This is a genomic window from Streptomyces sp. SS1-1 (genome assembly GCF_008973465.1).
Lineage (GTDB): Bacteria > Actinomycetota > Actinomycetes > Streptomycetales > Streptomycetaceae > Streptomyces.
This window is the reverse complement of the sequence record NZ_WBXN01000004.1, coordinates 6037992-6062181: the sequence shown is the minus strand read 5'-3', so window position 1 is coordinate 6062181 and position 24190 is coordinate 6037992. Positions and strand designations below refer to the sequence as shown.

21 protein-coding genes are annotated in these 24190 nt (G+C 73.1%); 14 read left to right on the top strand and 7 right to left on the bottom strand.

What is annotated here, in order from left to right:
• Positions 1–20: 20 nt before the first annotated feature.
• Genes F8R89_RS29120 through fdhD form a run of 5 tightly spaced genes read left to right on the top strand, consistent with a single transcriptional unit; the run spans position 21 to position 6474 of the window.
• Entirely contained in the window at positions 21–992 is a 972-nt protein-coding gene (locus F8R89_RS29120; protein ID WP_151786730.1) for a 2-dehydropantoate 2-reductase, read from the top strand.
• On the top strand, positions 989–2923 hold the full coding sequence (locus F8R89_RS29115) for a molybdopterin oxidoreductase family protein (RefSeq protein ID WP_151786729.1): 1935 nt from the start codon (positions 989–991) through the stop codon (positions 2921–2923). Before F8R89_RS29120 ends, F8R89_RS29115 begins: the two co-directional genes overlap by 4 nt.
• Before the next feature lie 5 nt (positions 2924–2928).
• Positions 2929–4752: an NADH-ubiquinone oxidoreductase-F iron-sulfur binding region domain-containing protein gene (locus F8R89_RS29110; protein WP_151786728.1), complete on the top strand. Its 1824-nt coding sequence runs from the start codon at positions 2929–2931 to the stop codon at positions 4750–4752.
• Positions 4749–5609, top strand: a complete 861-nt coding sequence (locus tag F8R89_RS29105; protein WP_151786727.1) for a 2Fe-2S iron-sulfur cluster-binding protein — start codon at positions 4749–4751, stop codon at positions 5607–5609. Before F8R89_RS29110 ends, F8R89_RS29105 begins: the two co-directional genes overlap by 4 nt.
• Positions 5610–5625: 16 nt before the next feature.
• Complete coding sequence (gene fdhD / locus F8R89_RS29100) at positions 5626–6474, top strand: formate dehydrogenase accessory sulfurtransferase FdhD (RefSeq protein ID WP_151786726.1); 849 nt, start codon at positions 5626–5628, stop codon at positions 6472–6474.
• A 118-nt stretch (positions 6475–6592) separates the two neighbouring features.
• Here fdhD and F8R89_RS29095 read toward each other — a convergent pair whose 3' ends face one another.
• Complete coding sequence (locus tag F8R89_RS29095; RefSeq protein WP_151786725.1) at positions 6593–7657, bottom strand: bile acid:sodium symporter family protein; 1065 nt, start codon at positions 7655–7657, stop codon at positions 6593–6595.
• A 163-nt stretch (positions 7658–7820) separates the two neighbouring features.
• On the opposite strand from F8R89_RS29095, the gene F8R89_RS29090 reads away from it, so the two are divergent.
• From F8R89_RS29090 to F8R89_RS29080, 3 genes are all read left to right on the top strand, one after another.
• A complete protein-coding gene (locus tag F8R89_RS29090) occupies positions 7821–8684 on the top strand; it encodes a LysR substrate-binding domain-containing protein (protein ID WP_151786724.1) in 864 nt (287 codons plus the stop codon).
• A gap of 321 nt (positions 8685–9005) precedes the next feature.
• Positions 9006–10832: an AMP-dependent synthetase/ligase gene (locus F8R89_RS29085; protein WP_151786723.1), complete on the top strand. Its 1827-nt coding sequence runs from the start codon at positions 9006–9008 to the stop codon at positions 10830–10832.
• A 94-nt stretch (positions 10833–10926) separates the two neighbouring features.
• Positions 10927–11763 carry an aldo/keto reductase gene (locus F8R89_RS29080; protein WP_151786722.1) on the top strand — a complete coding sequence of 279 codons (837 nt, stop codon included), beginning with the start codon at positions 10927–10929 and terminating at the stop codon, positions 11761–11763.
• Positions 11764–11855: 92 nt separating this feature from the next.
• Here F8R89_RS29080 and F8R89_RS29075 read toward each other — a convergent pair whose 3' ends face one another.
• From F8R89_RS29075 to F8R89_RS29060, 4 genes are all read right to left on the bottom strand, one after another.
• Entirely contained in the window at positions 11856–12557 is a 702-nt protein-coding gene (locus tag F8R89_RS29075) for an SDR family oxidoreductase (protein ID WP_151786721.1), read from the bottom strand.
• A 90-nt stretch (positions 12558–12647) separates the two neighbouring features.
• Positions 12648–13511: a class I SAM-dependent methyltransferase gene (locus tag F8R89_RS29070; protein WP_151786720.1), complete on the bottom strand. Its 864-nt coding sequence runs from the start codon at positions 13509–13511 to the stop codon at positions 12648–12650.
• An 88-nt stretch (positions 13512–13599) separates the two neighbouring features.
• Positions 13600–14340, bottom strand: a complete 741-nt coding sequence (locus F8R89_RS29065; RefSeq protein ID WP_151786719.1) for a class I SAM-dependent methyltransferase — start codon at positions 14338–14340, stop codon at positions 13600–13602.
• 5 nt (positions 14341–14345) lie between these two features.
• The gene (locus tag F8R89_RS29060) at positions 14346–14648 is read right to left on the bottom strand and encodes a 4a-hydroxytetrahydrobiopterin dehydratase (protein WP_151786718.1); all 303 of its coding nucleotides are present in this window, start codon (positions 14646–14648) and stop codon (positions 14346–14348) included.
• A 104-nt stretch (positions 14649–14752) separates the two neighbouring features.
• Between F8R89_RS29060 and F8R89_RS29055 the strand changes: the two genes are divergently transcribed.
• The gene (locus F8R89_RS29055; protein WP_151786717.1) at positions 14753–15574 is read left to right on the top strand and encodes a helix-turn-helix domain-containing protein; all 822 of its coding nucleotides are present in this window, start codon (positions 14753–14755) and stop codon (positions 15572–15574) included.
• Here the strand turns inward: F8R89_RS29055 and F8R89_RS29050 are convergent.
• Entirely contained in the window at positions 15556–15981 is a 426-nt protein-coding gene (locus F8R89_RS29050; protein WP_151786716.1) for a hypothetical protein, read from the bottom strand. The genes F8R89_RS29055 and F8R89_RS29050 overlap by 19 nt on opposite strands.
• A 237-nt stretch (positions 15982–16218) precedes the next feature.
• Between F8R89_RS29050 and F8R89_RS29045 the strand changes: the two genes are divergently transcribed.
• The 5 genes from F8R89_RS29045 to narJ all read left to right on the top strand — a co-directional run bounded on the left by F8R89_RS29045 (position 16219) and on the right by narJ (position 22241).
• A complete protein-coding gene (locus F8R89_RS29045) occupies positions 16219–17082 on the top strand; it encodes a helix-turn-helix domain-containing protein (RefSeq protein ID WP_151786715.1) in 864 nt (287 codons plus the stop codon).
• 61 nt (positions 17083–17143) lie between these two features.
• A complete protein-coding gene (locus tag F8R89_RS29040) occupies positions 17144–17959 on the top strand; it encodes an SAM-dependent methyltransferase (RefSeq protein ID WP_151786714.1) in 816 nt (271 codons plus the stop codon).
• Positions 17960–18052: 93 nt separating this feature from the next.
• Positions 18053–20698, top strand: a complete 2646-nt coding sequence (locus tag F8R89_RS29035; protein ID WP_225994663.1) for a molybdopterin-dependent oxidoreductase — start codon at positions 18053–18055, stop codon at positions 20696–20698.
• 11 nt (positions 20699–20709) lie between these two features.
• A complete protein-coding gene (locus F8R89_RS37375; protein WP_413251274.1) occupies positions 20710–21747 on the top strand; it encodes a hypothetical protein in 1038 nt (345 codons plus the stop codon).
• Positions 21747–22241, top strand: coding sequence for a nitrate reductase molybdenum cofactor assembly chaperone (narJ, locus tag F8R89_RS29025; RefSeq protein ID WP_151786711.1), 495 nt, complete (start codon positions 21747–21749; stop codon positions 22239–22241). Before F8R89_RS37375 ends, narJ begins: the two co-directional genes overlap by 1 nt.
• Here narJ and dnaK read toward each other — a convergent pair.
• Complete coding sequence (gene dnaK / locus F8R89_RS29020; RefSeq protein ID WP_151786710.1) at positions 22238–24109, bottom strand: molecular chaperone DnaK; 1872 nt, start codon at positions 24107–24109, stop codon at positions 22238–22240. The genes narJ and dnaK overlap by 4 nt on opposite strands.
• Positions 24110–24190 lie beyond the last annotated feature (81 nt).

Sequence of the window (24190 nt, the reverse complement as noted above, 5' to 3'; positions counted from 1 at the left end):
ACCGAACGGAGCGTTCCGAAGTGAAAGTTGCAGTCCTCGGCGCCGGTGCCATCGGCGCCTACGTCGGAGCCGCGCTGCATCGCGCGGGTGCCGACGTGCACCTGATCGCCCGTGGACCGCACCTCGCGGCCATGAGGCAGCACGGGGTGCGGGTGCTCAGCCCGCGCGGCGACTTCACCGCCCGCGCCCACGCCACCGACGACCCGGCCGAGGTCGGCCCGGTCGACTACGTCTTCCTGGGCCTGAAGGCCAACGCGTACGCGGCGTGCGGGCCGCTGATCGCGCCGCTGCTGCACGAGCGCACGGCGGTCGTGGCCGCCCAGAACGGCATCCCCTGGTGGTACTTCCACCGGCACGGCGGCCCCTACGACGGGCACCGCCTCGAAAGCGTGGACCCGGGCGGCGCGGTCAGCGCCGTGCTCGCGCCCGAACGGGCCGTCGGCTGCGTCGTGTACGCCGCCACCGAACTCGAAGGACCCGGCGTCGTACGGCACTTGGAGGGCACCCGGTTCTCCGTCGGCGAGCCCGACCGGAGCGTGTCCCGGCGCTGTCTCGCCTTCAGCGAGGCCATGGTCGCCGGCGGCCTGAAGTGCCCGGTCGAACCCGACCTGCGCAACGACATCTGGCTCAAGCTGCTCGGCAACATCTCCTTCAACCCGATCAGCGCGCTCGCCCGCGCCACCATGCGGCAGATGTGCCTGCACGGCGGCACCCGCAAGGTCATCGAGACCATGATGACCGAGACGCTGGCCGTCGCCACGGCCCTGGGCTGCGAGGTCGGCGTCTCCATCGAGCGCCGGCTCGCGGGCGCCGAGAGGGTCGGCGACCACCGCACCTCCACGCTCCAGGACCTGGAGCGCGGCAAGCCGCTCGAACTCGACGTCCTCCTCGCGGCGGTCGTCGAACTGGCGGAGATCACCGGCGTGCAGGTGCCCACCCTGCGCACCGTGCACGCCATCTCGGACCTGCTCGCGCTGAGGAGCGCCGCATGAACGAACGCCGTAAGAAGGACCGGGGCCGCAGGAACTACACCCGGCTGACCCACCCCCTGGTGCGCGACTCCCGGGACGAGCCGTTCCGGCGGGCGACCTGGGACGAGGCCCTCGACCGGGCGGCCCGCGGCATCGAGCGCAACCGGGGCGCGTTCGGCATGTTCTCCTGCGCCCGCGCCACCAACGAGATGAACTACGTGGCGCAGAAGTTCGCCCGCGTCGTCATGGGCACCAACAACGTCGACTCCTGCAACCGCACCTGTCACGCGCCCAGCGTGGCGGGCCTGTCGGCGGCCTTCGGGTCGGGCGGCGGCACTTCCTCGTACGAGGAGATCGAGCACACCGACGTCATCGTGATGTGGGGCTCCAACGCCCGCTTCGCGCACCCGATCTTCTTCCAGCACGTGCTGAAGGGCATCCGCAACGGCGCCCGGATGTACGCGCTCGACCCGCGCCGCACCTCCACCGCCGAGTGGGCGGAGAGCTGGCTCGGCCTGAACGTCGGCACCGACATCCCGATGGCCCACGCGATCGGCCGCGAGATCATCCACGCGGGCCTCGCCAACGAGGCGTTCATCGCCCGGGCGACGACCGGCTTCGAGGAGTACAAGGCGCTCGTCGAACCGTGGACGCTGTCCCTCGCGGAGAAGGTGACGGGCGTCCCGGCCGCCGCCATCCGGCAGGTCGCGCACGCCTACGCCCGCGCCGAACGCGCCCAGCTGTGCTGGACGCTCGGCATCACCGAGCACCACAACGGCACCGACAACGTCCGCGCGTTGATCAACCTGTCCCTGCTCACCGGGCACGTCGGCCGCTACGGCAGCGGACTCCAGCCGCTGCGCGGGCAGAACAACGTGCAGGGCGGCGGCGACATGGGCGCCATCCCCAACCGGCTGCCCGGCTTCCAGGACATCCTCGACCCCGGCACCCGCGCGAAGTTCGAGTCCGCCTGGGACACCGTGATCCAGCCCCACTACGGCCTGAACCTCACCGAGATGTTCGAGGCGATGGAGGACGGTGGGCTGCGGGCCGTCTACTGCGTCGGCGAGAACCCCGCCCAGTCCGAGGCCGACAGCGAGCAGGCCGTACGGCGGCTGCGGCAGCTGGACTTCCTCGTCGTCCAGGACATCTTCCTGACGCGGACGGCCGAGCTGGCGGACGTCGTCCTCCCCGCCACCGCCGGGTGGGCCGAGACCGAGGGCACCACCACCAACAGCGAGCGCCGGGTCCAGCGGGTGCGCCGGGCCGTCACCCCGCCCGGGGAGGCCCGCGAGGACATCGACATCATCTGCGACCTCGCGGGCCGGCTCGGCCACGACTGGAAGTACGCCGACTCCGAGGCCGTCTGGAACGAGCTGCGGTCCGTGTCGCCGGACCACCACGGGATGACGTACGGGCGGCTGGAGGAGCACCAGGGCATCCAGTGGCCCTGCCCCAGCACCGACGGACTCGAACCGCCGTATCTGCACGGCCGGTTGTGGGCGGACGACCCGGCGGCGCGCGGCGCTCCGGCGCCGTTCGGGATCGTCCAGCACGATCCGCCGGTCGACCTGACCGACGAGCGGTACCCGATCCGGCTCACCACCGGGCGCCGGCTCGACTCCTACAACACCGGGGTGCAGAGCGGCAGTTTCGCCTCCCCGCTGCGGCGCGGCGAGTTCGTGGAGATCAGCCCGGAGGACGCCGAGCGGTACGGGGTCGTCGTCGGGGAGAAGGTCCAGGTGACCTCGCGGCGCGGCAGCGTCGTCGCGCCGGTGTGGGTGGACCCGGCACTGCGGCCCGGCCTGGCCTTCATGACCATGCACTTCCCCGACGAGGTGGACACCAACCAGCTGACGATCGAGGCGAACTGCCCGATCGCGGGGACGGCGGAGTTCAAGGCGTCGGCGATCCGGATCGAGAAGCTCCCCGTCGCGACCATCGTGAGGTGACGTAAGTGGACCTGCACTTCGGCGACAGCAAACCCACGGACGACGAACGGGCGGCCGTGGACGCCCTCCTCGGCCCTCCGGAGTCCTCGTGGGAGGGCGCCGACCGTTCCGACGCCGACCTGAGGTGGGCGCGCGGCGGCCGCGCCGCCCGGGACCGCCGTGACCTGCTGCTGCCGGGGCTGCACGCCCTCAACGACCGGATCGGCTGGATCAGCGAGGGCGCCCTCGACTACCTGTGCCGGCGGCTGACGGTGCCGCCGGCGGAGGCGTACGGCGTCGCCACCTTCTACGCCCTGTTCTCCGTCAGGCCGCGCCCCGCCACCGTGCTGCACGTGTGCACGGACCTGGCGTGCGCGGCGGCCGGCGCGGGCGGGCTGTGCGCCGGGATCGAGGGGCGGCTCAGGCCGGGCAGCGGCGTGAGCGTGCAGCGCAGCCCCTGCCTCGGCCTGTGCGAACGGGCCCCCGCCGCCCTCGCGGTGAAGGCCGGCGATCCGGTGCGTACGGCGGTGTCGGCACCGGCGACCGTGGAGGACGCCGTGCTCGCCGCGAGCGCGCCGGACTCGGCTCCCGCGGAGCCGCCCGCGGCGATGGCGGTCCCGCAGGCCGGGGACCCCTCGCTGACGCTGCTGCGGCGCGTCGGCGTCGTCGACCCGTCCTCGCTGGACGACTACCGGGTCCACGGCGGGTACACCGCGCTGCGCCGGGCCTTCGAGCTCGGCCCCGCCGGGGTGATCCGCGAGGTCACCGACTCCGGCCTGGTCGGCCGCGGCGGCGCCGCCTTCCCCACCGGCCGCAAATGGCAGGCCACGGCGTCCCAGCCCGACCATCCGCACTACCTGGTCTGCAACGCCGACGAGTCCGAGCCCGGCACCTTCAAGGACCGGGTGCTGATGGAGGGCGACCCGTACGCGCTGGTCGAGGCCATGACGATCGCCGGGTACGCGACGGGCGCCCACCGGGGCTACCTGTATCTGCGCGGCGAGTACCCGCGCGCGCTGCGTCGGCTGGAGCACGCGATCGCGCAGGCCCGGGCGCGCGGCTTCCTCGGCGACGACGTCCTCGGCCAGGGGTACGCCTTCGACATCGAGATCCGGCGGGGCGCGGGCGCCTACATCTGCGGCGAGGAGACCGCGCTGTTCAACTCCATCGAGGGCTACCGGGGCGAGCCGCGCTCCAAGCCGCCGTTCCCCGTGGAGAAGGGGCTGTTCGGCAAGCCGACGGTGGAGAACAACGTCGAGACGCTGGTCAACGTCCTGCCGATCCTGACGATGGGCGCCCCGGCGTACGCGGCCGTCGGCACCGCGCGGTCCACCGGGCCCAAGCTGTACTGCGTGTCCGGCAGCGTGGACCGTCCCGGCGTCTACGAGCTCCCCTTCGGCGCGACCCTCGGCGAGCTGCTTCGGCTGGCGGGCGTCCGGGACGGGCTGCGGGCGGTGCTGCTGGGCGGCGCGGCGGGCGGTTTCGTCCGGGCCGACGAGATGGACATCCCGCTCACCTTCGAGGGCACCCGCGAGGCCGGCACCACGCTCGGCTCGGGGGTGGTCCTGGCCTTCGACGGCACGGTGCCGCTGCCCCGGCTGCTGCTGCGCATCGCCGAGTTCTTCCGCGACGAGTCGTGCGGGCAGTGCGTGCCCTGCCGGGTCGGGACGGTCCGGCAGGAGGAGGCGCTGCACCGGATCGCCGAGCGTACCGGCGCGGCGGCGGCCGACGACATCGCCCTGCTCCGGGAGGTCGGCCGCGCCATGCGGGACGCCTCCATCTGCGGTCTGGGGCAGACCGCGTGGAACGCCGTGGAATCCGCGATCGACCGACTGGGGGCCTACGCATGACCGCGATACCGCTGGGAGTGCCGCGCCGGCTGGTGGAGTTCACCCTGGACGGGCGGGAGGCCCGGGTGCCGGAGGGCTCCACGATCCTCGACGCCTGCCGGGCCGCCGGGAAGGACATCCCGACCCTGTGCGAGGGCGACACGCTGCGGCCCAAGAACGCCTGCCGGGTGTGCGTCGTGGAGGTCGAGGGGTCCAGGACCCTGGTGCCGGCCTGCTCCCGCACGGCCGAGCCGGGCATGGAGGTCCGCACCGGCACCGAGCGCGCCCGGCACAGCCGCAAGGTCGTCCTGGAGCTGCTCGCCTCGTCCGTGGACCTGTCGACCACACCGCGCGTCGCCGGATGGCTCAAGGAGTACGAGGCGAAACCGGACCGGTTCGGCCCGGAGGCCGCCCGGCTGAACGAGGAGCCGAGGGTCGACAACGAGCTCTATGTGCGCGACTACGACAAATGCATCCTCTGCTACAAGTGCGTGGACGCCTGTGGCGACCAGTGGCAGAACACCTTCGCGATCTCCGTCGCCGGACGCGGCTTCGACGCGCGGATCGCCGTCGAGCACGACGCCCCGCTCACCGACTCGGCGTGCGTGTACTGCGGCAACTGCATCGAGGTGTGCCCGACGGGTGCCCTGTCGTTCAAGTCGGAGTTCGACATGCGCGCGGCGGGTACCTGGGACGAGTCGGCTCAGACCGAGACGACCACCGTGTGCGCGTACTGCGGTGTGGGCTGCAACCTCACGCTCCATGTGCAGGACAATGAGATCGTGAAGGTCACCTCGCCGTACGACAACCCGGTGACCCACGGCAACCTGTGCATCAAGGGCCGCTTCGGCTACCAGCACGTCCAGAACCGGGACTGACGGGACTGATCGAGACATGGGACGAGTCACGGAACGACGCAAGGTGATCCGGATCAGGGACGGGGCGGTCTCCACCCGGCCGGACACCCTCGTCGCGGAGGAGCCGCTGGAGATCCGGCTGAACGGCAAGCCGCTCGCCATCACCATGCGCACCCCCGGCGACGACTTCGCGCTGGCCGCCGGGTTCCTGGTGAGCGAGGGCGTCCTCGCCGAGCAGGCGGACCTGCGGAACATCGTGTACTGCGCGGGCGCGACCGCGGACGGGTCCAACACGTACAACGTGGTGGACGTGCAGACCGCGCCGGACGTGACCGTCCCCGACATCACCCTCGAACGGAACGTCTACACCACCTCGTCCTGCGGGCTGTGCGGCAAGGCGAGCCTGGACGCGGTCCGTACGACGGCCCGCTGGCCCATCGCCGACACTCCCCCGGTCCGCGTCGACCCCGATCTGCTCGCGGGCCTCCCCGACCGGCTCCGCGCGGCCCAGCGGGTCTTCGACCGGACCGGGGGTCTGCACGCGGCGGCCCTGTTCTCCGAGGAGGGCGAACTGCTCGACGTCCGTGAGGACGTGGGCCGGCACAACGCGGTCGACAAGCTCGTCGGCCGGGCCCTGCAGAACGGGGACCTGCCGCTGTCCCGGGCGATCCTGCTGGTGTCCGGGCGGGCCAGCTTCGAGCTGGCGCAGAAGGCCGTGATGGCGGGCATCCCCGTCCTCGCGGCGGTCTCGGCGCCGTCGTCGCTCGCGGTCGATCTGGCCGCGGAGACCGGGCTGACCCTGGTGGGCTTCCTGCGGGGCAGCTCGATGAACGTGTACGCGGGGGACCACCGGCTCGCCCTGCGGACCGCGGCCGCCCGAGGCTGACCGGCCCCCGCGACACGGCGGCGGGGCCCCGGCCGGCGGGGAGCGCCCCCTGCGCCGTCCCCGGGGCCCCGCCGTGGACCGCACCCCGTGGGCCGGGGCGCCCCGGCCCACTCCCGGCTCAGCCCTGACGTGTCCCGGTACCGACCGCGGTGCGTGACGCCCCGGCCGGCCCGTGCCCGCCGACCGGGCCGCCGTCGCCGGCCGCGTCCTCGGCCTCCGGGTCGTGGGAGCGGCGCTTGGCGATGACCGCGCACACCATCAGCTGCATCTGGTGGAAGAGCATCAGCGGCAGCACGGCCAGGGAGGCGTGCGCGCCGAACAGGACGCTGGCCATCGGCAGCCCGGAGGCCAGGGACTTCTTGGAGCCGGCGAACTGGATGGCGATACGGTCCGCGCGGCCGAAGCCCAGCGCCTTGGCGCCGTACCAGGTCAGGGCGAGCATCACGGCCAGCAGCACGGCCTCGACGGCGAGCAGGCCGGCCAGCCGGCCGGGGCTGACCTGGTGCCAGATGCCCTGGACCATGCCCTCGCTGAAGGCGGTGTAGACGACGAGCAGTATGGAGCCGCGGTCGACGAGCCCGAGGACCTTGCGGTGCCGGGCGACGAAGCCGCCGATCCAGCGGCGCAGCAGCTGTCCGGCGACGAACGGCACGAGCAGTTGCAGCACGATCTTGACCACCGAGTCGGCGGAGAAGCCGCCGCCGTCGCCGCCGAGCACGGCCGCCGCGAGCAGCGGGGTGACGACGATGCCCACCAGCGAGGAGAAGGAGCCCGCGCAGATCGCCGCCGGGACGTTGCCGCGGGCCATCGAGGTGAAGGCGATGGACGACTGGATGGTGGACGGGACCAGGGTGAGGAAGAGCAGCCCCTGGTAGAGCGGGTCGGTGAGGATCACCGGGACGAGTCCGCGGGCCGCCAGCCCCAGCAGCGGGAAGACCACGAACGTGCAGGCGAGGACGGTGACGTGGAGCCGCCAGTGCTTGAGTCCGTCGAGGGCCTCACGGGTGGACAGCCGGGCGCCGTAGAGGAAGAACAGGAAGGCGATGGCGGCCGTGGAGGCGCCCGAGGCCACATCCGCGGCCGTCCCGCGCGCCGGGAGCAGGGCGGCGATGCCGACCGTCCCGAGCAGCAGCAGGATGTACGGGTCGATCGGCATCCACCGCGGCCAGTGCAGGCGTTTCACTGTGCTCCACTACTTCGCTCGTCGCTTCGCCGTACGTCGTGTACGTCGTGTTCCCGGCACGGACGTGCCCTCTCCATCGTCCTCCGGCACGCTGCGATCGGGAATCCGGTACACCGCTCTGACTGTCATCACGATCCGCGATGACCGGACTAGGCTGGGCAGCGTGTACGACCCCTCCCAGCTGCGTACGTTCCTCGCGGTGGCGCAGACGCTGAGTTTCACGCGGGCGGCCCGCCGGCTCGGGCTGCGCCAGTCGACCGTCAGCCAGCACGTACGGCGGCTGGAGGCCGCGACGGGGCGGCCGCTGTTCGTCCGGGACACGCACTCGGTGGAGCTGACCGAGGACGGCGAGGCGATGCTCGGCTTCGCGCGGCGCATCCTCGCGGTGCACGAGCAGGCGACGGCGTTCTTCACCGGGACGCGGCTGCGCGGGCGGCTGCGCTTCGGGGCGTCCGAGGACTTCGTCCTGACCCGGCTGCCGGAGATCCTGGAGGGCTTCCGCTACGAGCACCCCGAGGTCGATCTGGAGCTGACGGTCGAGCTGTCGGGGACGCTGCACGAGCAGCTGGCCGCGGGGAAGCTGGACCTGGTGCTGGCCAAGCGGCGGCCGGAGGGCCCGCGCGGCGAGACCGTCTGGCACGACCGGCTGGTGTGGATCGGCGCGGAGCGGCTGCGGCTGGAGCCGGACCGGCCGGTGCCGCTGATCGTGTACCCGCCGCCCGGGATCAGCCGGGCGATGGCGCTGGAGGCCCTGGAGCGGCAGGGCCGGCAGTGGCGGATCGTGTGCACGAGCGGCAGCCTCAACGGCCTGATCGCGGCGGCCCGGGCCGGGCTCGGGGTGATGGCGCACTCCCGCGGCCTGATCCCGCCGGGTCTGGTGCGGGTGCCCGAGCGGGCCGGTCTGCCCGAGCTGGGCCGGGTGGACTTCGTCCTGATGCACGGGCCGCGGCGGACGGCGGCCCAGTCGGCGGCGGACGCGCTGGCGGGCGCGATCCTGGCGGGTGGGGACCGGCTGCACCGGCGCTGAGCGCCGCGTGGGGGTGACGGGTTCGGGGCCGTGTGCGCTGAGGGGAGAGAGAGGACGTCCGGCGGGCACCGCCTCAAGATCGACTGGGCCTTCGCCCGGTAAGTGAGTCGGTCGGATTTGGTGGAGATTACGGGCCCGGAACTTACTCAACCGTCAGTTTTGTGTCCGCCGCTGTCCGATGTGAGCGCATTTTCCGTCGCTGACCTGTGCAAACTTGAGCACCCGTCGATTTTCGGCCCCCTCCCGCCCGCATGACGGGTGGGGTAGCTTTCACGCCCTGTGCAGAGCGTCAGCCGATGCATTCGGAGCTTGGAGCGGGGTTTGCGCGAGTTCACCAACCCTCCGTTGGCGTTGGCACCGCCGGTGGGCGGCCTGGCCGACGTCGTCTTCGAGCATGCCCAGGAGGATCCCCTGTACGTGGTCCTCGGCCGCAAGGACGAGGACGGTCGGTGGCAGGACGTCACCGCCGCCGACTTCCGTGACGAGGTGCTGGCCCTCGCCAAGGGGCTGCTCGCCCGCGGCATCCGCTTCGGCGACCGCGTCGCGATCATGTCCCGCACCCGCTACGAGTGGACCCTGTTCGACTTCGCGCTGTGGACCATCGGCGCCCAGGTCGTCCCGATCTATCCGACCTCCTCGGCCGAGCAGTGCTTCTGGATGCTGTACGACGCCGAGTGCACGGCGGCGATCGTGGAGCACGAGGACCACGCGATGACGATCGCCACCGTCATCGGCCGCCTGCCCCGGCTGCACGAGATGTGGCAGCTCGACGCGGGAGCCGTGCAGGAGCTGTACGACGCGGGCGCCCACCTCGACGACGAGGTCGTGCACCGGCACCGGCAGGCGGTCACCCCCGAGTCCATCGCGACGGTGATCTACACGTCCGGCACGACGGGCCGCCCCAAGGGCTGCGTCATCTCGCACGGCAACCTGATGTACGAGGCCGACACGGTCATCGAGCGCTGGGAGCCGGTGTTCCACTCGAAGAAGGGCGACGAGGCGGCGACCCTGCTGTTCCTGCCGCTCGCGCACGTCTTCGGGCGGATGGTGGAGGTCGCCGCGATCCGCGGCCGGGTGCGGTTCGGGCACCAGCCGCAGATGCACGCGGCGGCGCTGCTGCCCGACCTCGCCGCGTTCAGGCCCACGTTCTTCCTCGCCGTGCCGTACATCTTCGAGAAGGTCTTCAACGCCGCCCGGCGCAAGGCCGAGAAGGAGGGCAAGGCCGGCGCCTTCGAGAAGGCCGTCGACGTGGCCGTGAAGTACGCCGACGCCGTCGAGGCGAAGGCGTGGGGCGTCGGGCCGGGGCCCTCGGCGGGCCTGCGCGTCCAGCACCAGCTCTTCGACAAGCTCGCGTACTCCAAGATGCGGGCGGCGATGGGCGGACGCATCCGGCACGCCATGTCGGGCGGCTCGGCGATGGACCGGCGGCTCGGGCTGTTCTTCGCGGGCGCGGGCATCCAGATCTACGAGGGCTACGGCCTCACCGAGTCCACGGCGGCCGCCACCGCCAACCCGCCCGGACGCACCCGGTACGGCACGGTCGGCCAGCCCATCCCGGGCGTCACCGTGCACATCGCCGACGACGGCGAGATCTGGCTGAACGGCGGCAACGTCTTCCTCGGCTACCTCAACAACCAGAAGGCCACCGACCAGACGCTGCACGACGGCTGGCTCGCCACCGGCGACCTGGGCACCCTCGACGAGGACGGCTACCTCACCATCACCGGCCGCAAGAAGGAGATCCTGGTGACCTCCGGCGGCAAGAGCGTCTCGCCGGGCGTCCTGGAGGAGCGGGTGCGCGACCACCCGCTCGTCGCGCAGTGCATCGTCGTCGGCAACGACCGCCCGTACGTCGCCGCGCTGGTCACCCTCGACCAGGAGGCCGTCGAGCACTGGCTGACGATGCGCGGCAAGCGCCCGATGGCACCGGCGGAGCTGGTCCGCGACCCGGATCTGGAGACCGAGGTGCGGCGCGCGGTCGTCGCCGCGAACACGCTGGTCTCCCAGGCCGAGTCGATCCGCACGTTCCGGATACTCGCCCAGCCGTTCACCGAGGAGCACGGGCTGCTCACCCCGTCGCTGAAGCTGAAGCGCAAGGCGATCGAGGGCGCGTACGCCAACGAGGTGGAGGCGCTGTACCAGGCGTGAGCGCCGGGTTTTTCTCCGGTCAGGAATGCGTGACGGCCCGTGATCGTTGACGATGGGAGTCCAACCTGTCGGCAACCGTAAGGATCAAGAGCTCGTGAGCAGCAAGGTCCCCCCGATCATCCTCAACAACGGCGTCGAGATGCCCCAGCTGGGCTTCGGCGTCTGGCAGGTGCCGGACGACGAGGCCGAGCGGGCGGTCGCGGTCGCGCTGGAGGCCGGGTACCGCAGCATCGACACAGCGGCGATCTACGGCAACGAGACGGGCACCGGCAAGGCCGTCGCCGCCTCCGGCATCCCCCGCGAGGACGTCTTCGTCACCACCAAGGTGTGGAACAGCGACCACGGCTACGACTCCACCCTGCGCGCCTTCGACGCGTCGCTGGAGAAGCTGGGCCTGGACTACGTCGACCTGTACCTCATCCACTGGCCCACGCCGGCGCGCGGGACGTACGTGGACACCTACAAGGCGTTCGAGAAGCTGCTCGCCGACCAGCGGGTCCGCGCGATCGGCGTGTCCAACTTCCTCCCGGAGCACCTGGAGCGGCTGCTCGAGGAGACCTCGGTCGTCCCCGCGGTCAACCAGATCGAGCTGCACCCGCATCTTCAGCAGCACGCCGCGCGCGCGTTCCACGCCGAGCACGGCATCGCCACGGAGGCGTGGTCGCCGCTCGGTTCGGGCAAGGGGCTGCTGGAGGTCCCGGCGATCGTCGCGATCGCGCAGAAGCACGGCCGGACCCCGGCCCAGGTCGTGCTGCGCTGGCATCTGCAGCTCGGCAACGTGGTGATCCCGAAGTCCGTGACGCCGTCGCGGATCAAGGAGAACATCGAGGTGTTCGACTTCAGCCTCGACGACGAGGACCTCGCCGCGATCAGCGCGCTGAACGAGGACCGGCGGCTCGGCCCGGACCCGGCCGAGTTCAACGCCGCCTGAGGCGCCCGCCGCCCGGGGCTTCACCGTGGACGGCCCGGCCGCCGCTCGCCCGTCGCGAGCGGTGGCCGGGCCGTTCCGCGTTCCCTGTCAGGTCAGTTGGGCTGCCCCAGCGGCCGGACGACGACGGTGTTGACGTCCACGCCCTCGGGCTGCCGGACGGCCCACACCACCGAGTCCGCGATCTGGTCCGCGGTCAGCAGGTGCCCCGGCGGCAGACTGCCGAGGCCGTCCCAGAACGGCGTCTCGACGCGGCCCGGCGCGACGAGCGTGACACCGACCCCCCATTCGGTGACCTCGCGCCGGGTGTTCTCGGCGAGCCCGGTGACCGCCCACTTCGTCGCGCCGTACAGGTTGCCGGCCGTCGGCACGAACCCGGCGACGCTGCCGACCAGCACGATCCGGCCCCGGCTCTCCTTGAGGGCGTCGATCGAGGCGCGGATCAGCAGGGCCGGGCCGAGGACGTTGGTCAGCACCATCTCGGGCCAGCCGGCCGGGTCGCCCTGGGCGACCGAGTCGTGCGTGGCGAAACCGGCGTTGGCGACGACCGTGTCCAGCCGGCCGAACGCCTTGAGCGTGGCGTCCACGGCGGCCTGGACGTCCTCGTAGCGGGCGGAGTCGCCGACGAGGGTCAGCAGGTGATCGGGCCGCCCCACCTCGTCGGCGAACCGCCGCAGGCGCTCCTCCCCGCGGCCGGTGACGGCGACCCGGTGCCCGGCGTCCAGCAGACGGCGTGCGACGGCGGCGCCGATGCCGCTGCCGCCGCCGGTGATCAGTGCGGCCGGAGAGTCGGTCATGGTGGTCCCCCTGGAAGTCGGTGCGTGGACGAGGGGGAGTCCATCACTTGAAGCGCTCTCGAAGTCAAGTAGCCACTCCCGAAGGAGACTTCACGGCACGCGGACAGCCGTGAACACGGTCTGCGCCGCCAGCACGAACACATCCGGGCGGTGGTGGACGCTTGCCTCGTCCCCGGGGTCGAGGAGCCGGTCGAGGGTGGCGCGGTCGTCGGCGTCCAGCCGGTCGCCCAGGACCTCGCGGGTGCGGGTGAGGGTGTCGACGGCGTACGCGCGGGCGCGGTCCGTGGTCGGCGCGGGCAGGTCCAGGAGGAAGGTGCGGGTGCCGCTGGGGCGCAGTCCGGCGGCGGAAAGCAGCGCCGTCCAGTCCTCCGTCTCGGCGACGGAACCGGGCAGCTCGGCCCGCATCCGCGCGAACCACTCCGCCTCCACCACGTCGAGGCGCGCCTGGAGCCCGGGGCGCCCGAACCCGATGTCGCGCGGCAGGAACCGGGTGGGCAGACCGCCCTCCTGCAGGGCCAGGGTGCCGCCGAAGGAGAGCCGCTCGGCGAAGGCGGCCAGCGCGGCCCGCTGGTCACCCAGATGATGCAGACTGCGCCCCGCCCACAGCAGATCGGCCGGATAGTCCAAGTCGCCCAGCACTCCCGGGAGTTCCCCGGTCAGCGTGTCGAAGCGATCGGCGACCCCGAACCGCTCGGCCCTCTCCCGCGCCCGGTCCAGCAGGGGCCGCGAGGCGTCGACCGCGACGATCCGGGCGCCCGGGAAGGTGTCGGCCAGCAGACAGGACACGACCCCCGGCCCACTGCCCGCGTCGACGACGAGCCCCGGCTCGGTCTGCCGCTTGGCGAGCCACGCCAGGGCGTGCTCGTACAGAGGCGTGAACAACTCGGCCTGGGCCTCCAGCCGCGGCCCCATCTCGCCCCAGTCGATCTCGGTGTGCTCGTGATGATGCGCCATGCCCCTCAGCCTCCCCTGTCCACCCCCACGAGCGCGCGCGGACGCACCGCCCCCGCGCGACAGCCCTCGGGGTGCCGGCCGGAAGGGCTCACCCCGGTCTGCGGAACGCCGCGATCGTGAAGACCGGGTCCGGCCGGGGGTGGTCCTGGTCGGGGAGGGCGGCGAGGCGGGCGGCGAAGGTGTCGGAGAGGGGGTCGCCGGGCGGGAGGGTGCCGAACCAGCCGCGGCGCAGGTCGGCCACCGTGCGGCGGGGGCTGCGGCCCTGGCCGTGGCCGGTGAAGCGGGACCGGCCGGCGGGGAGCAGGCCGTGGTCGAGGGCGTAGGAGGACACCTGGTCGGCGGCGTCCATGGCCGGGCGGTGGGGGCGGGAGGCGAGGACGGCGTCGATGTCGCTGCCCACGTTGTGCGCGGCGGCCTTGTCGACGGTGGTGACGTACACCCCGCCCGGCCGCAGGACGCGGGCGCACTCGCCGACCAGGGTGCGGACGTCCTCGAGGGTCGCCGCCAGGTGTAACAGCCACACGCTGCTGACGGCGTCGAAGGCGCCGTCCCGGAACGGCAGTCTGCGGGCGTCGGCGAGGAGTATCGAGCCGGGCAGCCGGGCCGCGGCCCGCCGCGCCATGCCGAGGGTCAGGTCGACCCCGGTCACCGCGAGGCCGTCCGCGGCCGCGAGCCGCCGGGTGACGATGCCGGTGCCGCAGGCCACGTCGAGCAGCCGCCGGGTGCCCTCGGGGAGGAAGCCCAGCACGGCTTCGGCCGCCGCCGCGGCCCGGGCCTCACCGCCGCGCGAGGCGTCGTAGCGCTCCGCTTCCTTGTCGTAGTCGAGCACGGCCGTCACTGCGCGCCGTGGACGGCGGCCAGGGTCTCGATCCGGCGGGCGAGCGTGAAGTCCTTCTCGGTCACGCCGCCGACGGTGTGGGTGTTCACGGTGAGCGACACCTTGTTGTAGCCGAGGGTCAGGTCGGAGTGGTGGTCCAGCTCCTCCTGCACCTGGGCGATGTGCACGACCATCGCGGTGGCGGCGAAGTGCGAGGCCAGCCGGTAGGACCGGGCGATGCGGTCGCCGTCCCGGGACCAGCCGGGCAGCTCGGAGAGCCGGTCCTCGATCTCCTTCTGCGACAGCGGTTCGGCAGCCATGGCCTCGCTCCTTCCAGCGCACGGGAGGGTTCGCCCTCAGCCTGCCACAGCGCGGGGCGGTCGGTCCTGGTCACCGGCGGGCCCGCCTCGGCTACGGTCGTGCCATGACCACCCTCCCGTCCGGCCCGGCCGCCCCCGCCGACCGGGGCGTGGGCCCCCTGCTGCGGGCCTGGCGCGAGCGGCGCCGGGTCACCCAGCTGGAGTTGGCGCTGCGCGCCGGCTCCTCGGCACGGCACATCAGCTTCGTCGAGACGGGCCGCTCCCGGCCCAGCGAGGAGATGGTGCTGCGGCTCGCCGAGCACCTGGACGTGCCGGTGCGCGAGCGCAACGCGCTGCTGCTGGCCGCCGGCTACGCCCCCCGCTATCCGGAGACCCCGCTGGACGACCCGGCCCTGGACGCGCTGCGCGCCGGCTTGGAGCGCCTGATCCAGGGCTACGAGCCCTACCCGGCGCTCGTGGTGGACGCGCTGTACGACGTGCACGCGGCCAACCGGGGGGTGCTGATGCTCCTCGACGGCGTCCCCGGGCACCTGCTGGAGCCCCCTCTGAACGCGATGCGGCTGACCCTGCACCCCGAGGGTCTGGCGCCGCGCATCGTCAATCTGCCCGAGTGGCGGGGGCACCTCCTCGCGCAGATGGAACGGCAGATCGCGCTGCGCCGCTCCGAGCCGCTGCGCCGGCTGTACGAGGAGGTCGCCGCGTACCCGGTGCCCGAGGGGCCGCCCGGGGAACAGGCTCCGGCGGACCCGGTGGCGTACTTCGCGCTGCCGATGCGGATCGCGCACGAGGGCCGCGTGCTGTCGTTCACGTCCTCCATCGCCACCTTCAACACCCCGATGGACGTGACCGTCGCCGAGCTGGCCATCGAGACGCTGCTCCCGGCCGACCCGGCGACGGTCAAGTACCTTCAGTCGCTCGCCTCCTGACGCAGCCTCAGCGCCGCGTACTGCAGCGCGGCGAACCCGGCGACGACGGCCGCCTGGAGCACGGTCCACACGGCGCCCGCGGTGGTCGGCGTCAGCCACAGCGCGAGGGCGGCGACGCTGAGCACCGCCCAGGCGAGGTTGGCCTCGACGACGGCCCGGACCCCGAGGGCGGCCGGGCGGGCCCGCGCGGCGAGCAGCGCCACCCCGCCCGCGTACACCGTGAGGAGGGCGCCGAGGGCGAGCAGCAGCCCCTGGCCGACGCCGAGGAGACGGCCGAGGGGGCCGGAGGCCATGAGGTAGGCGAGCCCGTTCGCGCCGGTCACCACGGCGTCCAGGGCCAGGAAGCGGCGCAGGGCGGTGTGCGGGTGGGAGGTCCGGGCGAGCGCGGTGAGCGAGGTGGCGGACATGACGAGATCACCCTCCGTCGGGTCGAGTGGCACTGCGGGGTCCGGGTCCCGGGCCGGAGTGCGCCGGCCCGGAACCCGGTGCCCCCACGGTCCCGCGCGGCGCCCGGCCCGTCGATTACCTGCCGGGTCATGGCGTCCCGTACCTGCCGGGTCACGGCGTCCGGCGGCCGAACCCCCGCGCCGCGCCCGCTCGTGGCAGACTGCACCCGTTGATTCCGGCGCGTGGGGAGGCGTGGCGTGAGTGAGCGGCGTCCCGCTCCGACCGTGGGCCAGGTGGTGCTCGGCAAACGCCTTCAGGAGTTGCGGGAGGCGGCCGGACTCGGCCGTGACGAGGCGGCGCGGTCCCTGCGGGTGGCGGCGGCGACCGTCCGCCGGATGGAGACCGCCGAGGTCGCGCTGAAGATCCCGTACGTGCAGGTGCTCCTGGAGACGTACGGCGTGCCCGAGGACGAGGCCGCCGCGTTCCTGTCGCTGGCCGAGGAGGCCAACGAGCCCGGCTGGTGGCAGCGGTTCCACGACGTGCTGCCGGACTGGTTCAGCCTGTACGTGAGCCTGGAGGGCGCCGCCCGCATCATCCGCTCCTACGAGCCGCACTTCGTGCCGGGCCTGCTGCAGACCGAGGCGTACGCGCGTGACGTGATGATGAACGGGACGATCGCGCAGAAGGGCCCCGAGGCCATCGAACGGCATGTGTCGCTGCGGATGGAGCGGCAGCGGCTGCTGGAGCGCCCCGACCCGCCCCACCTGTGGGTGATCATGGACGAGACGGTGCTGCAGCGGCCGGTCGGCGACACCTCCGAGGTGATGCGCGACCAGGTCGACAAGCTGCTGGAGTTCGCCGAGCGCGACCGGGTGACCCTGCAGATCGCCGAGTTCGCGTCGGGCCCGCACCCCGGGACGTACGCGCCGTTCTCGCTGTTCCGCTTCGCTGAGCCGGAGCTGCCGGACATGGTCACCACCGAGTACCTGTCCGGCGCGCTCTACCTGGACTCACGAGAAGAGGTCGCCGCGCACCTGGAGGTCCTCGACCACATGTCCACGACCGCCGCGTCGGCCGAGCGCACCAAGAAACTCCTGCGGAACTTCCGCGAGGAGTACTGAGGGACATCCGAGAGACAGAGGTCGTCTTCCCCGTCCGTCGAGCGTCCGAGGAGAGCACCGCATGTCCGCACCCGAGTCCGCGCCCACCCGCGTCGACACCAGCCGGCCGCATCCGGCCCGCGTCTACGACTGGTGGCTGGGCGGCAAGGACAACTACCCGGTCGACGAGGAACTGGCCCGCCGGATCCTCGCCGTGGATCCCACGGTCGTCCGGGGCGCCCGCGCCAACCGCCGCTTCATGCACCGGGCGGTGCGCACGGTCGCGGAGGCCGGGGTGCGCCAGTTCCTGGACGTCGGCACCGGCATACCGACCGAGCCGAACCTGCACCAGGTGGCGCAGGGCGTCGCCCCCGACGCCCGGGTGGTGTACGCGGACAACGACCCGATCGTGCTGCGGCACGCGGAGGCCCTGCTGCACGGCTCGCCGCAGGGTGCCACGGCCTACGTCCACGCGGACGTCCGTGACGTCGACACCCTGCTGGCCCGCGCGGACGAGACCCTGGACCTGACCGCGCCGGTCGCGCTGTCGCTGGTCGCGCTCACCCACTACCTGGACGACGACCCGGCGGGCGACGACGTGTACGGCCTGCTGGAGCGGTACGTCGCCGCGCTCGCCCCCGGCAGCCATCTGATCCTGTCCCAGGTCACCGCCGACCTCAGCCCGCAGGCCGTCGGGCAGGCGGCGGAGAACTTCCGGCGCGGCGGCCAGCCCTTCCACCCGCGCCCCCTCGCCGCGTTCCTCCGCTTCTTCGACGGTCTGGACCTGCTCGGCCCCGGCGTCGTCCCCGTCCACGGCTGGCGTCCCGAGCCGCAGGACGTGGCCGCGCAGGCGGAGGGGATCGTGCCGGTGTACGCGGGGGTCGCCCGCAAGCCCTGACCCGTACGGGCGCCGTGAACAGGTGCGCTCCCCCGCCCCGCCCTAGGTTCGTACACCAGGGCAAGCAAGGGAGCGCCTGTGACCGACACCGCGATATCGCCCGCGCCGTCCGGGGCGCCGGGACCGGCACCGCCGCCGGACGGCCGGCTCCGGGACCCGTATGTGCGCGGCGTGCTCCTGGAGCGGTACCGGGAGGCCAGGCGGCGGCTGCGGGATCCGGTGTTCGCCTGGGCGGACGTCCAGGGCGACCCGGAGCGCCGCCGCCGGTACCAGCGGGCGCGCGGCACGGGCGGGCTGGTGCGGGTGGAGTGGGACGAGGCCGTCGAGCTGGTCGCGGCGGCGTACGTCCACACCCTCGGGGCGTACGGCCCCGACCGGATCGCCGGGCTGTTCCCGGCCGACGCGCCGGGCGCCCGCCTCCACACGCTGATCGGCGCCCCGGTGCTGGTGTCCGAGGAGCCCGCGCGGGGGGACGACTGGGCGGACGCGGCGTATCTGCTGGTGTGGGGCGGGGACCTGCCGGTGGCCCGGGCCGGGGACGCGCGGCGGCTGGCGCGGGCCCGCTACCGGGGGCAGAAGGTCGTGGCCGTCGGCCCCGACGCGCGGGCGGGCGGCACACGGCTCGCCGACGAGGTGCTGCACCCGCACCCCGGCACGGACGGCGCGCTGGCCCTGGCGATGGGCCATGTCGTCCTCAAGGAGTTCTTCGCCGACCGCGCGTCGCCGTTCTTCGCGGAGCACGCGCGCCGTTCCACGGATCTGCCGTTCCTGGTCACGCTGGAGGAGCGCGCCGACGGGACGTACGCGCCCGGCACCTTCCTGCGCGCGGCCGACCTGGGACGCCGGGGCGAGCACGCCGGGAGCCGGGCGGTCGTACTGGACGAGGCCACCGGCCGCGCGGCCGTCCCGGAACCGGGGTTCACCGCCCCGGTGTTGAGCCTGTACGGCCGTGAAGTGGCGGCCGGGGCCGAGGTCCTGCTCCCCCACTTCGACGCCGTCGGCCGAGCGGGGGCCGTCCGCCGGGGTGTCCCGGTGACGCGGCTCGGCGGTGCGAGCGGGCCGCTGGTGACGACCGTGTTCGACCTGCTCCTCGCCCGCTACGGCGTGGCCCGCCCCGAACTGCCGGGCCACTGGCCGCAGTCGTACGCCGACGCGGACACCCCGGGCACACCCGCCTGGCAGGAGACGCACACGTCGGTACCGGCCGCCACGTGTGTGCGGGTCGCCCGCGAGTTCGCGCGCACGGCGGAACGGTCGCGGGGCCGCTGCGCGATCCTGACGGGTGACGGTACCCGCCGCCCGTTCCACGCGGACACCCTCCACCGCACGCTCCGCGCCCTGCTCGCCCTCACCGGCTGCCCGGACGCCTCACCGGCACCCTCGGAGGGGTCACCGCCGGTGCGCCGGATGGACCCGGCGACGTACTGGTACCTGCACACCGGCCGCCGGCGGCACGAGTCCCGCCCGACCGACGTCCTCGCCTCCCCCCTCGGCCGGGGCCGGCTCACCGGCCTGACGGGCGTGGACTGCCTCGCACTGGCGGCACGGACGGGCTGGGCACCGGTGTACCCGTCCTTCGACCGCAACCCCCTGGACCTCGGCGGCACGTTCGGCGACGCGGTGTCCCGAGCGGTCGCCGACCTCCGCACCGGCGCCCTGGGTCTCGCCTGCGAGAACCCGGACGCCCCGGAGAACTGGCCGCGGGTGCTGACGCTGGCCGGCTCCGAGTCGCTGGGTCCGGTGGGCGAGGACGGAATCCGGTGCCTGCTGGGGACCGGGGCGGGGGCGGCCGAGGGGATACGCCCGCGGGACGTGACCCGGTGCGAGCCCGCGCCCGAGGGCAAGCTCGATCTGCTGGTGTCCCTGGGTGGCGCCGAGAGCGCGGACTCCTGTCCGGCGGACGTCGTGCTGCCCACCGTCGGGGGGCAACCGGGCCGGGACCGCGCCGAGTTCGACACGTACACCGCGCTGGCCGAGCGGATCGGCGCCCTGGCCGTCGGGCACCTCGGCGTCCGCGAGGACCTGGTGGCGACCCCGCTCCCGCACGGCGACGCCACCGCGCCGCCCGGGACCGTCCTGGACTGGCGGCACGGCGCCTGCACACCGGTACCGGGGCGGACCATGCCCCAACTGACCGTCGTGACACGGGACTACACGGCGGTCGGCACCGAGTTCGCCGCGCCCGCACCCGATGGCGAGCCCTCCCGCATCGGCCTGCGGCACCTCTTCCTGGACCACGACTGGGCCCATGAGCTGGGCGAGTCCCTGCCCGTGTACCGGCCTCCCCTGGACGTGCACGGCCTGCTCGGCACCGCGCGGCTCGGTCCCGGCGGGCAGCCGGAGGTACCGGTCCGCCGTCTCACGCCGCACGAGCTGTGGTCCGTCCACTCCGCCCACCCGGACGACCTGTTCCTGCCGGCCCTGATGAGCGGCGGCGGACACCTGTGGCTGTCCCCCGAGGACGCCGAGGCGATCGGCGTCACCGACGGTGACCTGGTGGAGGCCGTCGGCCCCGAGGGCGTGACCTCGGCGCGGGCGGCCGTCTCGTCCCGGATGCCGGCGGGGACCGTCTACACGCGCCGCGCGTCACACACCGGCGCCCCAGGGAGCCGGGCGGCCGCCGGTCACCTCCTCAAGCCGACCCGCCTCCTCGGCGGCCACGGCGGCCTCGGCGGCCTCGCAGGAGGTACGGGCGACGAGGTGACCGTCGTCCGCCGCCCCGGTCAGGAGGTCGAGTAGCGATGCGCCCCATGGCAAGGATCGCGACGGTCATCAACCTCGACACCTGTCCCGGCTGCCCCGCCTGCGCGGCGTCCCACCCGCCCGTGGAGGCCGTCCGGCACGGCGGCTGGGAGCTGACCCGGCGCGGCAGACTCCGGCTGCGCAACGGCGGCGGACGGCTGCGCGAACTCACCGGCGCCTTCCCCCGCCCCGCCGAACTCCCGCCTCACCGGCGCCCCGACCGGTCGCGGACGTACGGCGACCACCCGGTGGCCATGGCACGCCTCGCGTTCGAGCAGACGTTCCGGGCCTCTCTCCGCCCGTCCTGCGTGGACTGCCTCAACCCGCCCTGCGGCGAGGCGTGTTCGCCGGACGGGACCGGGTGCGCGTACGCCTCGGAGACCTGCGTGGGCGGAGTGCCGTACCGCGGGGTGATGCTGTACGACGCCGACAAGGTGCGGGCCGCGGCATCGACGGCTCGCGAACAGGACGTGTATCAGGCCCAGTTGGGCCTGTTCCTCGATCCTGAGGACGCGCGGGTGCGCGTGGCCTGCGAGCGGACCGGAGTCACGGCCGACTGGCTCGAGGCGGCGCGCCGCTCCCCCGTACGCGCGTTGATCAGCACCTACCGGGTGGCTCTCCCGCCGCACCCGGAGGACCGGACGCTGCCGATGGTCTGGTACGTCCCGCCGCTGTCGCCCGTCGTCGACGCCCTCGCGAAGAGCGGCCCGGACGGCTGCGGCCAGGTGCGGAGCCCCTTCGGTGCCGTCGACGGGCTGCGCATCCCGCTGGAGCGACTGGCGGACGTGTTCACCGCCGGTGACGTCGGCCCCGTCCGGTCGGCGCTGCGGCGGCTCACCGCGATGCGGTCCCATATGCGGGCGGTCGGCCTCGGGGAGGAACCGGACCCGTCGGTGCCGGCCTCCGTGGGCCTGGGCGCCTACGCGCTGGAGGAGCTGTACCGGCTGCTCGCGACCGCCACGGACGACGAACGGACCGTGGTACCGGGGGCGCAGTCCCCCGCCGTCATCCGCACGACCCGCACACCCGAGGCCGAGGAGATCTGATGTCCTCCTACGAGGTGCTGTACCAGGCGGCCGCGCTCTGCCTGACCTACCCGGACGACGACTTCCGGGCACGGCTGCCCCTCTTGCGTGAAGCCGCCCCGCAGCTGCGCGCGTTCACCGACCACGCGGCGGTCACGCCGCCACGGGAGCTGGCCGCGCACTACGTCGACGTGTTCGACCTGGAGCACGGGCACAGCCTCTATCTGACGTGGTGGCGCGACGGGGACGCCCGGCGGCGCGGCATCTCGCTGGAGCGCCTGAAGGAGCTCTACCACGCCAACGGGCTGGAGTTCACCGGCGAGGAGCTGCCGGACTTCCTGCCCGCCGTGCTGGAGTTCTCGTCCCGCACCGGCACCGACGACCTCCTGCGGGAGCACCGGGACTGCCTGGAGCGGCTGCGCGCCCGGCTCACCGAGGCCGGCACGCCGTACGCGACCGTCCTGGACGCGGTCTGCGCCACCCTGCCGACCGCGCCGACCGCCGGCCGTCCCTAGGACGGACCCTTCCCGTCCCTGTCATCGTCGACGATCTCCGCGTCGACCACGCCGTCGTCCTCCTGCGGCGGGCTCTGGTCCGCGCCGGGGCCGGGGGTGCCGTGGGCGGACGTCTGCGCGGACTGGGCGTACATCGCCTGGCCCATCTTCTGGCTGACCGTGGCGAGTCTCTCGACGCCGGTGCGCAGGGCGTTCGTGTCGGCGTTCCGCTCCAGCAGCTCCTTGACCTCGGTGATGGCCGGTTCGACCTCCGCGCGGATCTCGGCGGGGATCCGGTCCTCGTTCTCCCGCAGGAACTTCTCGGTCTGGTAGACGAGTTGCTCGGCCTGGTTCCTGGTCTCGGCCGCTTCCCGGCGTCTGCGGTCCTCCTCCGCGTACTGCTCGGCCTCCCGCATCATGCGGTCGATGTCGTCCTTGGGCAGCGCCGAGCCGCCGGTCACGGTCATCTTCTGTTCGCGGCCCGTCGCCAGGTCCTTGGCGGAGACGTGCATGATGCCGTTGGCGTCGATGTCGAAGGCCACCTCGATCTGTGGGACGCCGCGCGGGGCCGGGGGGAGCCCGGTGAGGTCGAAGACGCCGAGCTTCTTGTTGTAGGCGGCGATCTCGCGTTCGCCCTGGTAGACCTGGATGCCGACGGACGGCTGGTTGTCGGCGGCGGTGGTGAAGATCTCCGAACGCCGGGTCGGGATCGTCGTGTTGCGTTCGATGAGCTTCGTCATGATGCCGCCCTTGGTCTCGATGCCCAGGGACAGCGGGGTGACGTCGAGCAGCAGGACGTCCTTGACGTCGCCGCGGATGACGCCGGCCTGGAGGGCCGCGCCGACGGCGACGACCTCGTCGGGGTTGACGCCCTTGTGCGGGTCCTTGCCGGTGAGGTCCCTGACCAGGTCGGTGACGGCCGGCATCCGGGTGGAGCCGCCGACGAGGATGACGTGGTCGACGGCGGACAGCTTGATGCCGGCGTCCTTGACGGCCTGGTGGAAGGGGGTCTTGCAGCGGTCCAGGAGGTCCGCGGTGAGCTCCTGGAACTGGGCGCGGGTCAGTTTTTCGTCGAGGTGCAGGGGGCCGTCGGCGGTCGCGGTGACGTACGGCAGGTTGATCGTCGTCTCGGTGGAGCTGGACAGTTCGATCTTGGCTTTCTCGGCGCCCTCGCGCAGCCGCTGGACGGCCATCTTGTCGCCGCCGAGGTCGATGCCGTTCTCGCTCTTGAACTTCTTCACCAGGTACTCGACGATCCGCTGGTCCCAGTCGTCGCCGCCGAGGTGGGTGTCGCCGTTGGTGGCCTTGACCTCGATGACGCCGTCGCCGATCTCCAGGAGGGAGACGTCGAAGGTGCCGCCGCCGAGGTCGAAGACCAGGACGGTCTGCTCCTCGCCCCGGTCGAGGCCGTAGGCGAGGGCGGCGGCTGTCGGCTCGTTGATGATCCGCAGGACGTTCAGGCCGGCGATCTCCCCGGCCTCCTTGGTGGCCTGCCGCTGGGAGTCGTCGAAGTAGGCGGGCACGGTGATCACCGCGTCGGTGACGTCCTCGCCGAGGTAGGACTCGGCGTCCCGCTTCAGTTTCTGCAGGACGCGGGCGGACAGCTCCTGCGCCCGGTACCGGGTGCCGTCGATGTCGCCGTGCTCGGGGAAGCGCCAGGCGGTGTCGCCCATGTGCCGCTTCACGGAGCGGGCGGTGCGGTCGACGTTGGTCACCGCCTGCCGTTTGGCCACCTCGCCGACGAGGACGTCGCCGTTCTTGGCGAAGGCCACGACCGAGGGAGTGGTACGGGCCCCCTCGGCGTTGGCGACGACCGTGGGTTCGCCGCCCTCCAGGACGGCGACCACCGAGTTCGTGGTCCCGAGATCGATCCCGACCGCGCGTGCCATCGCTGTCCCCTTCCGCCCGGAAGCCCCCTGAACTCCAGCACAGGACGCGAGCGGGTCCTTGTCAATGGGACGGGGACCCGG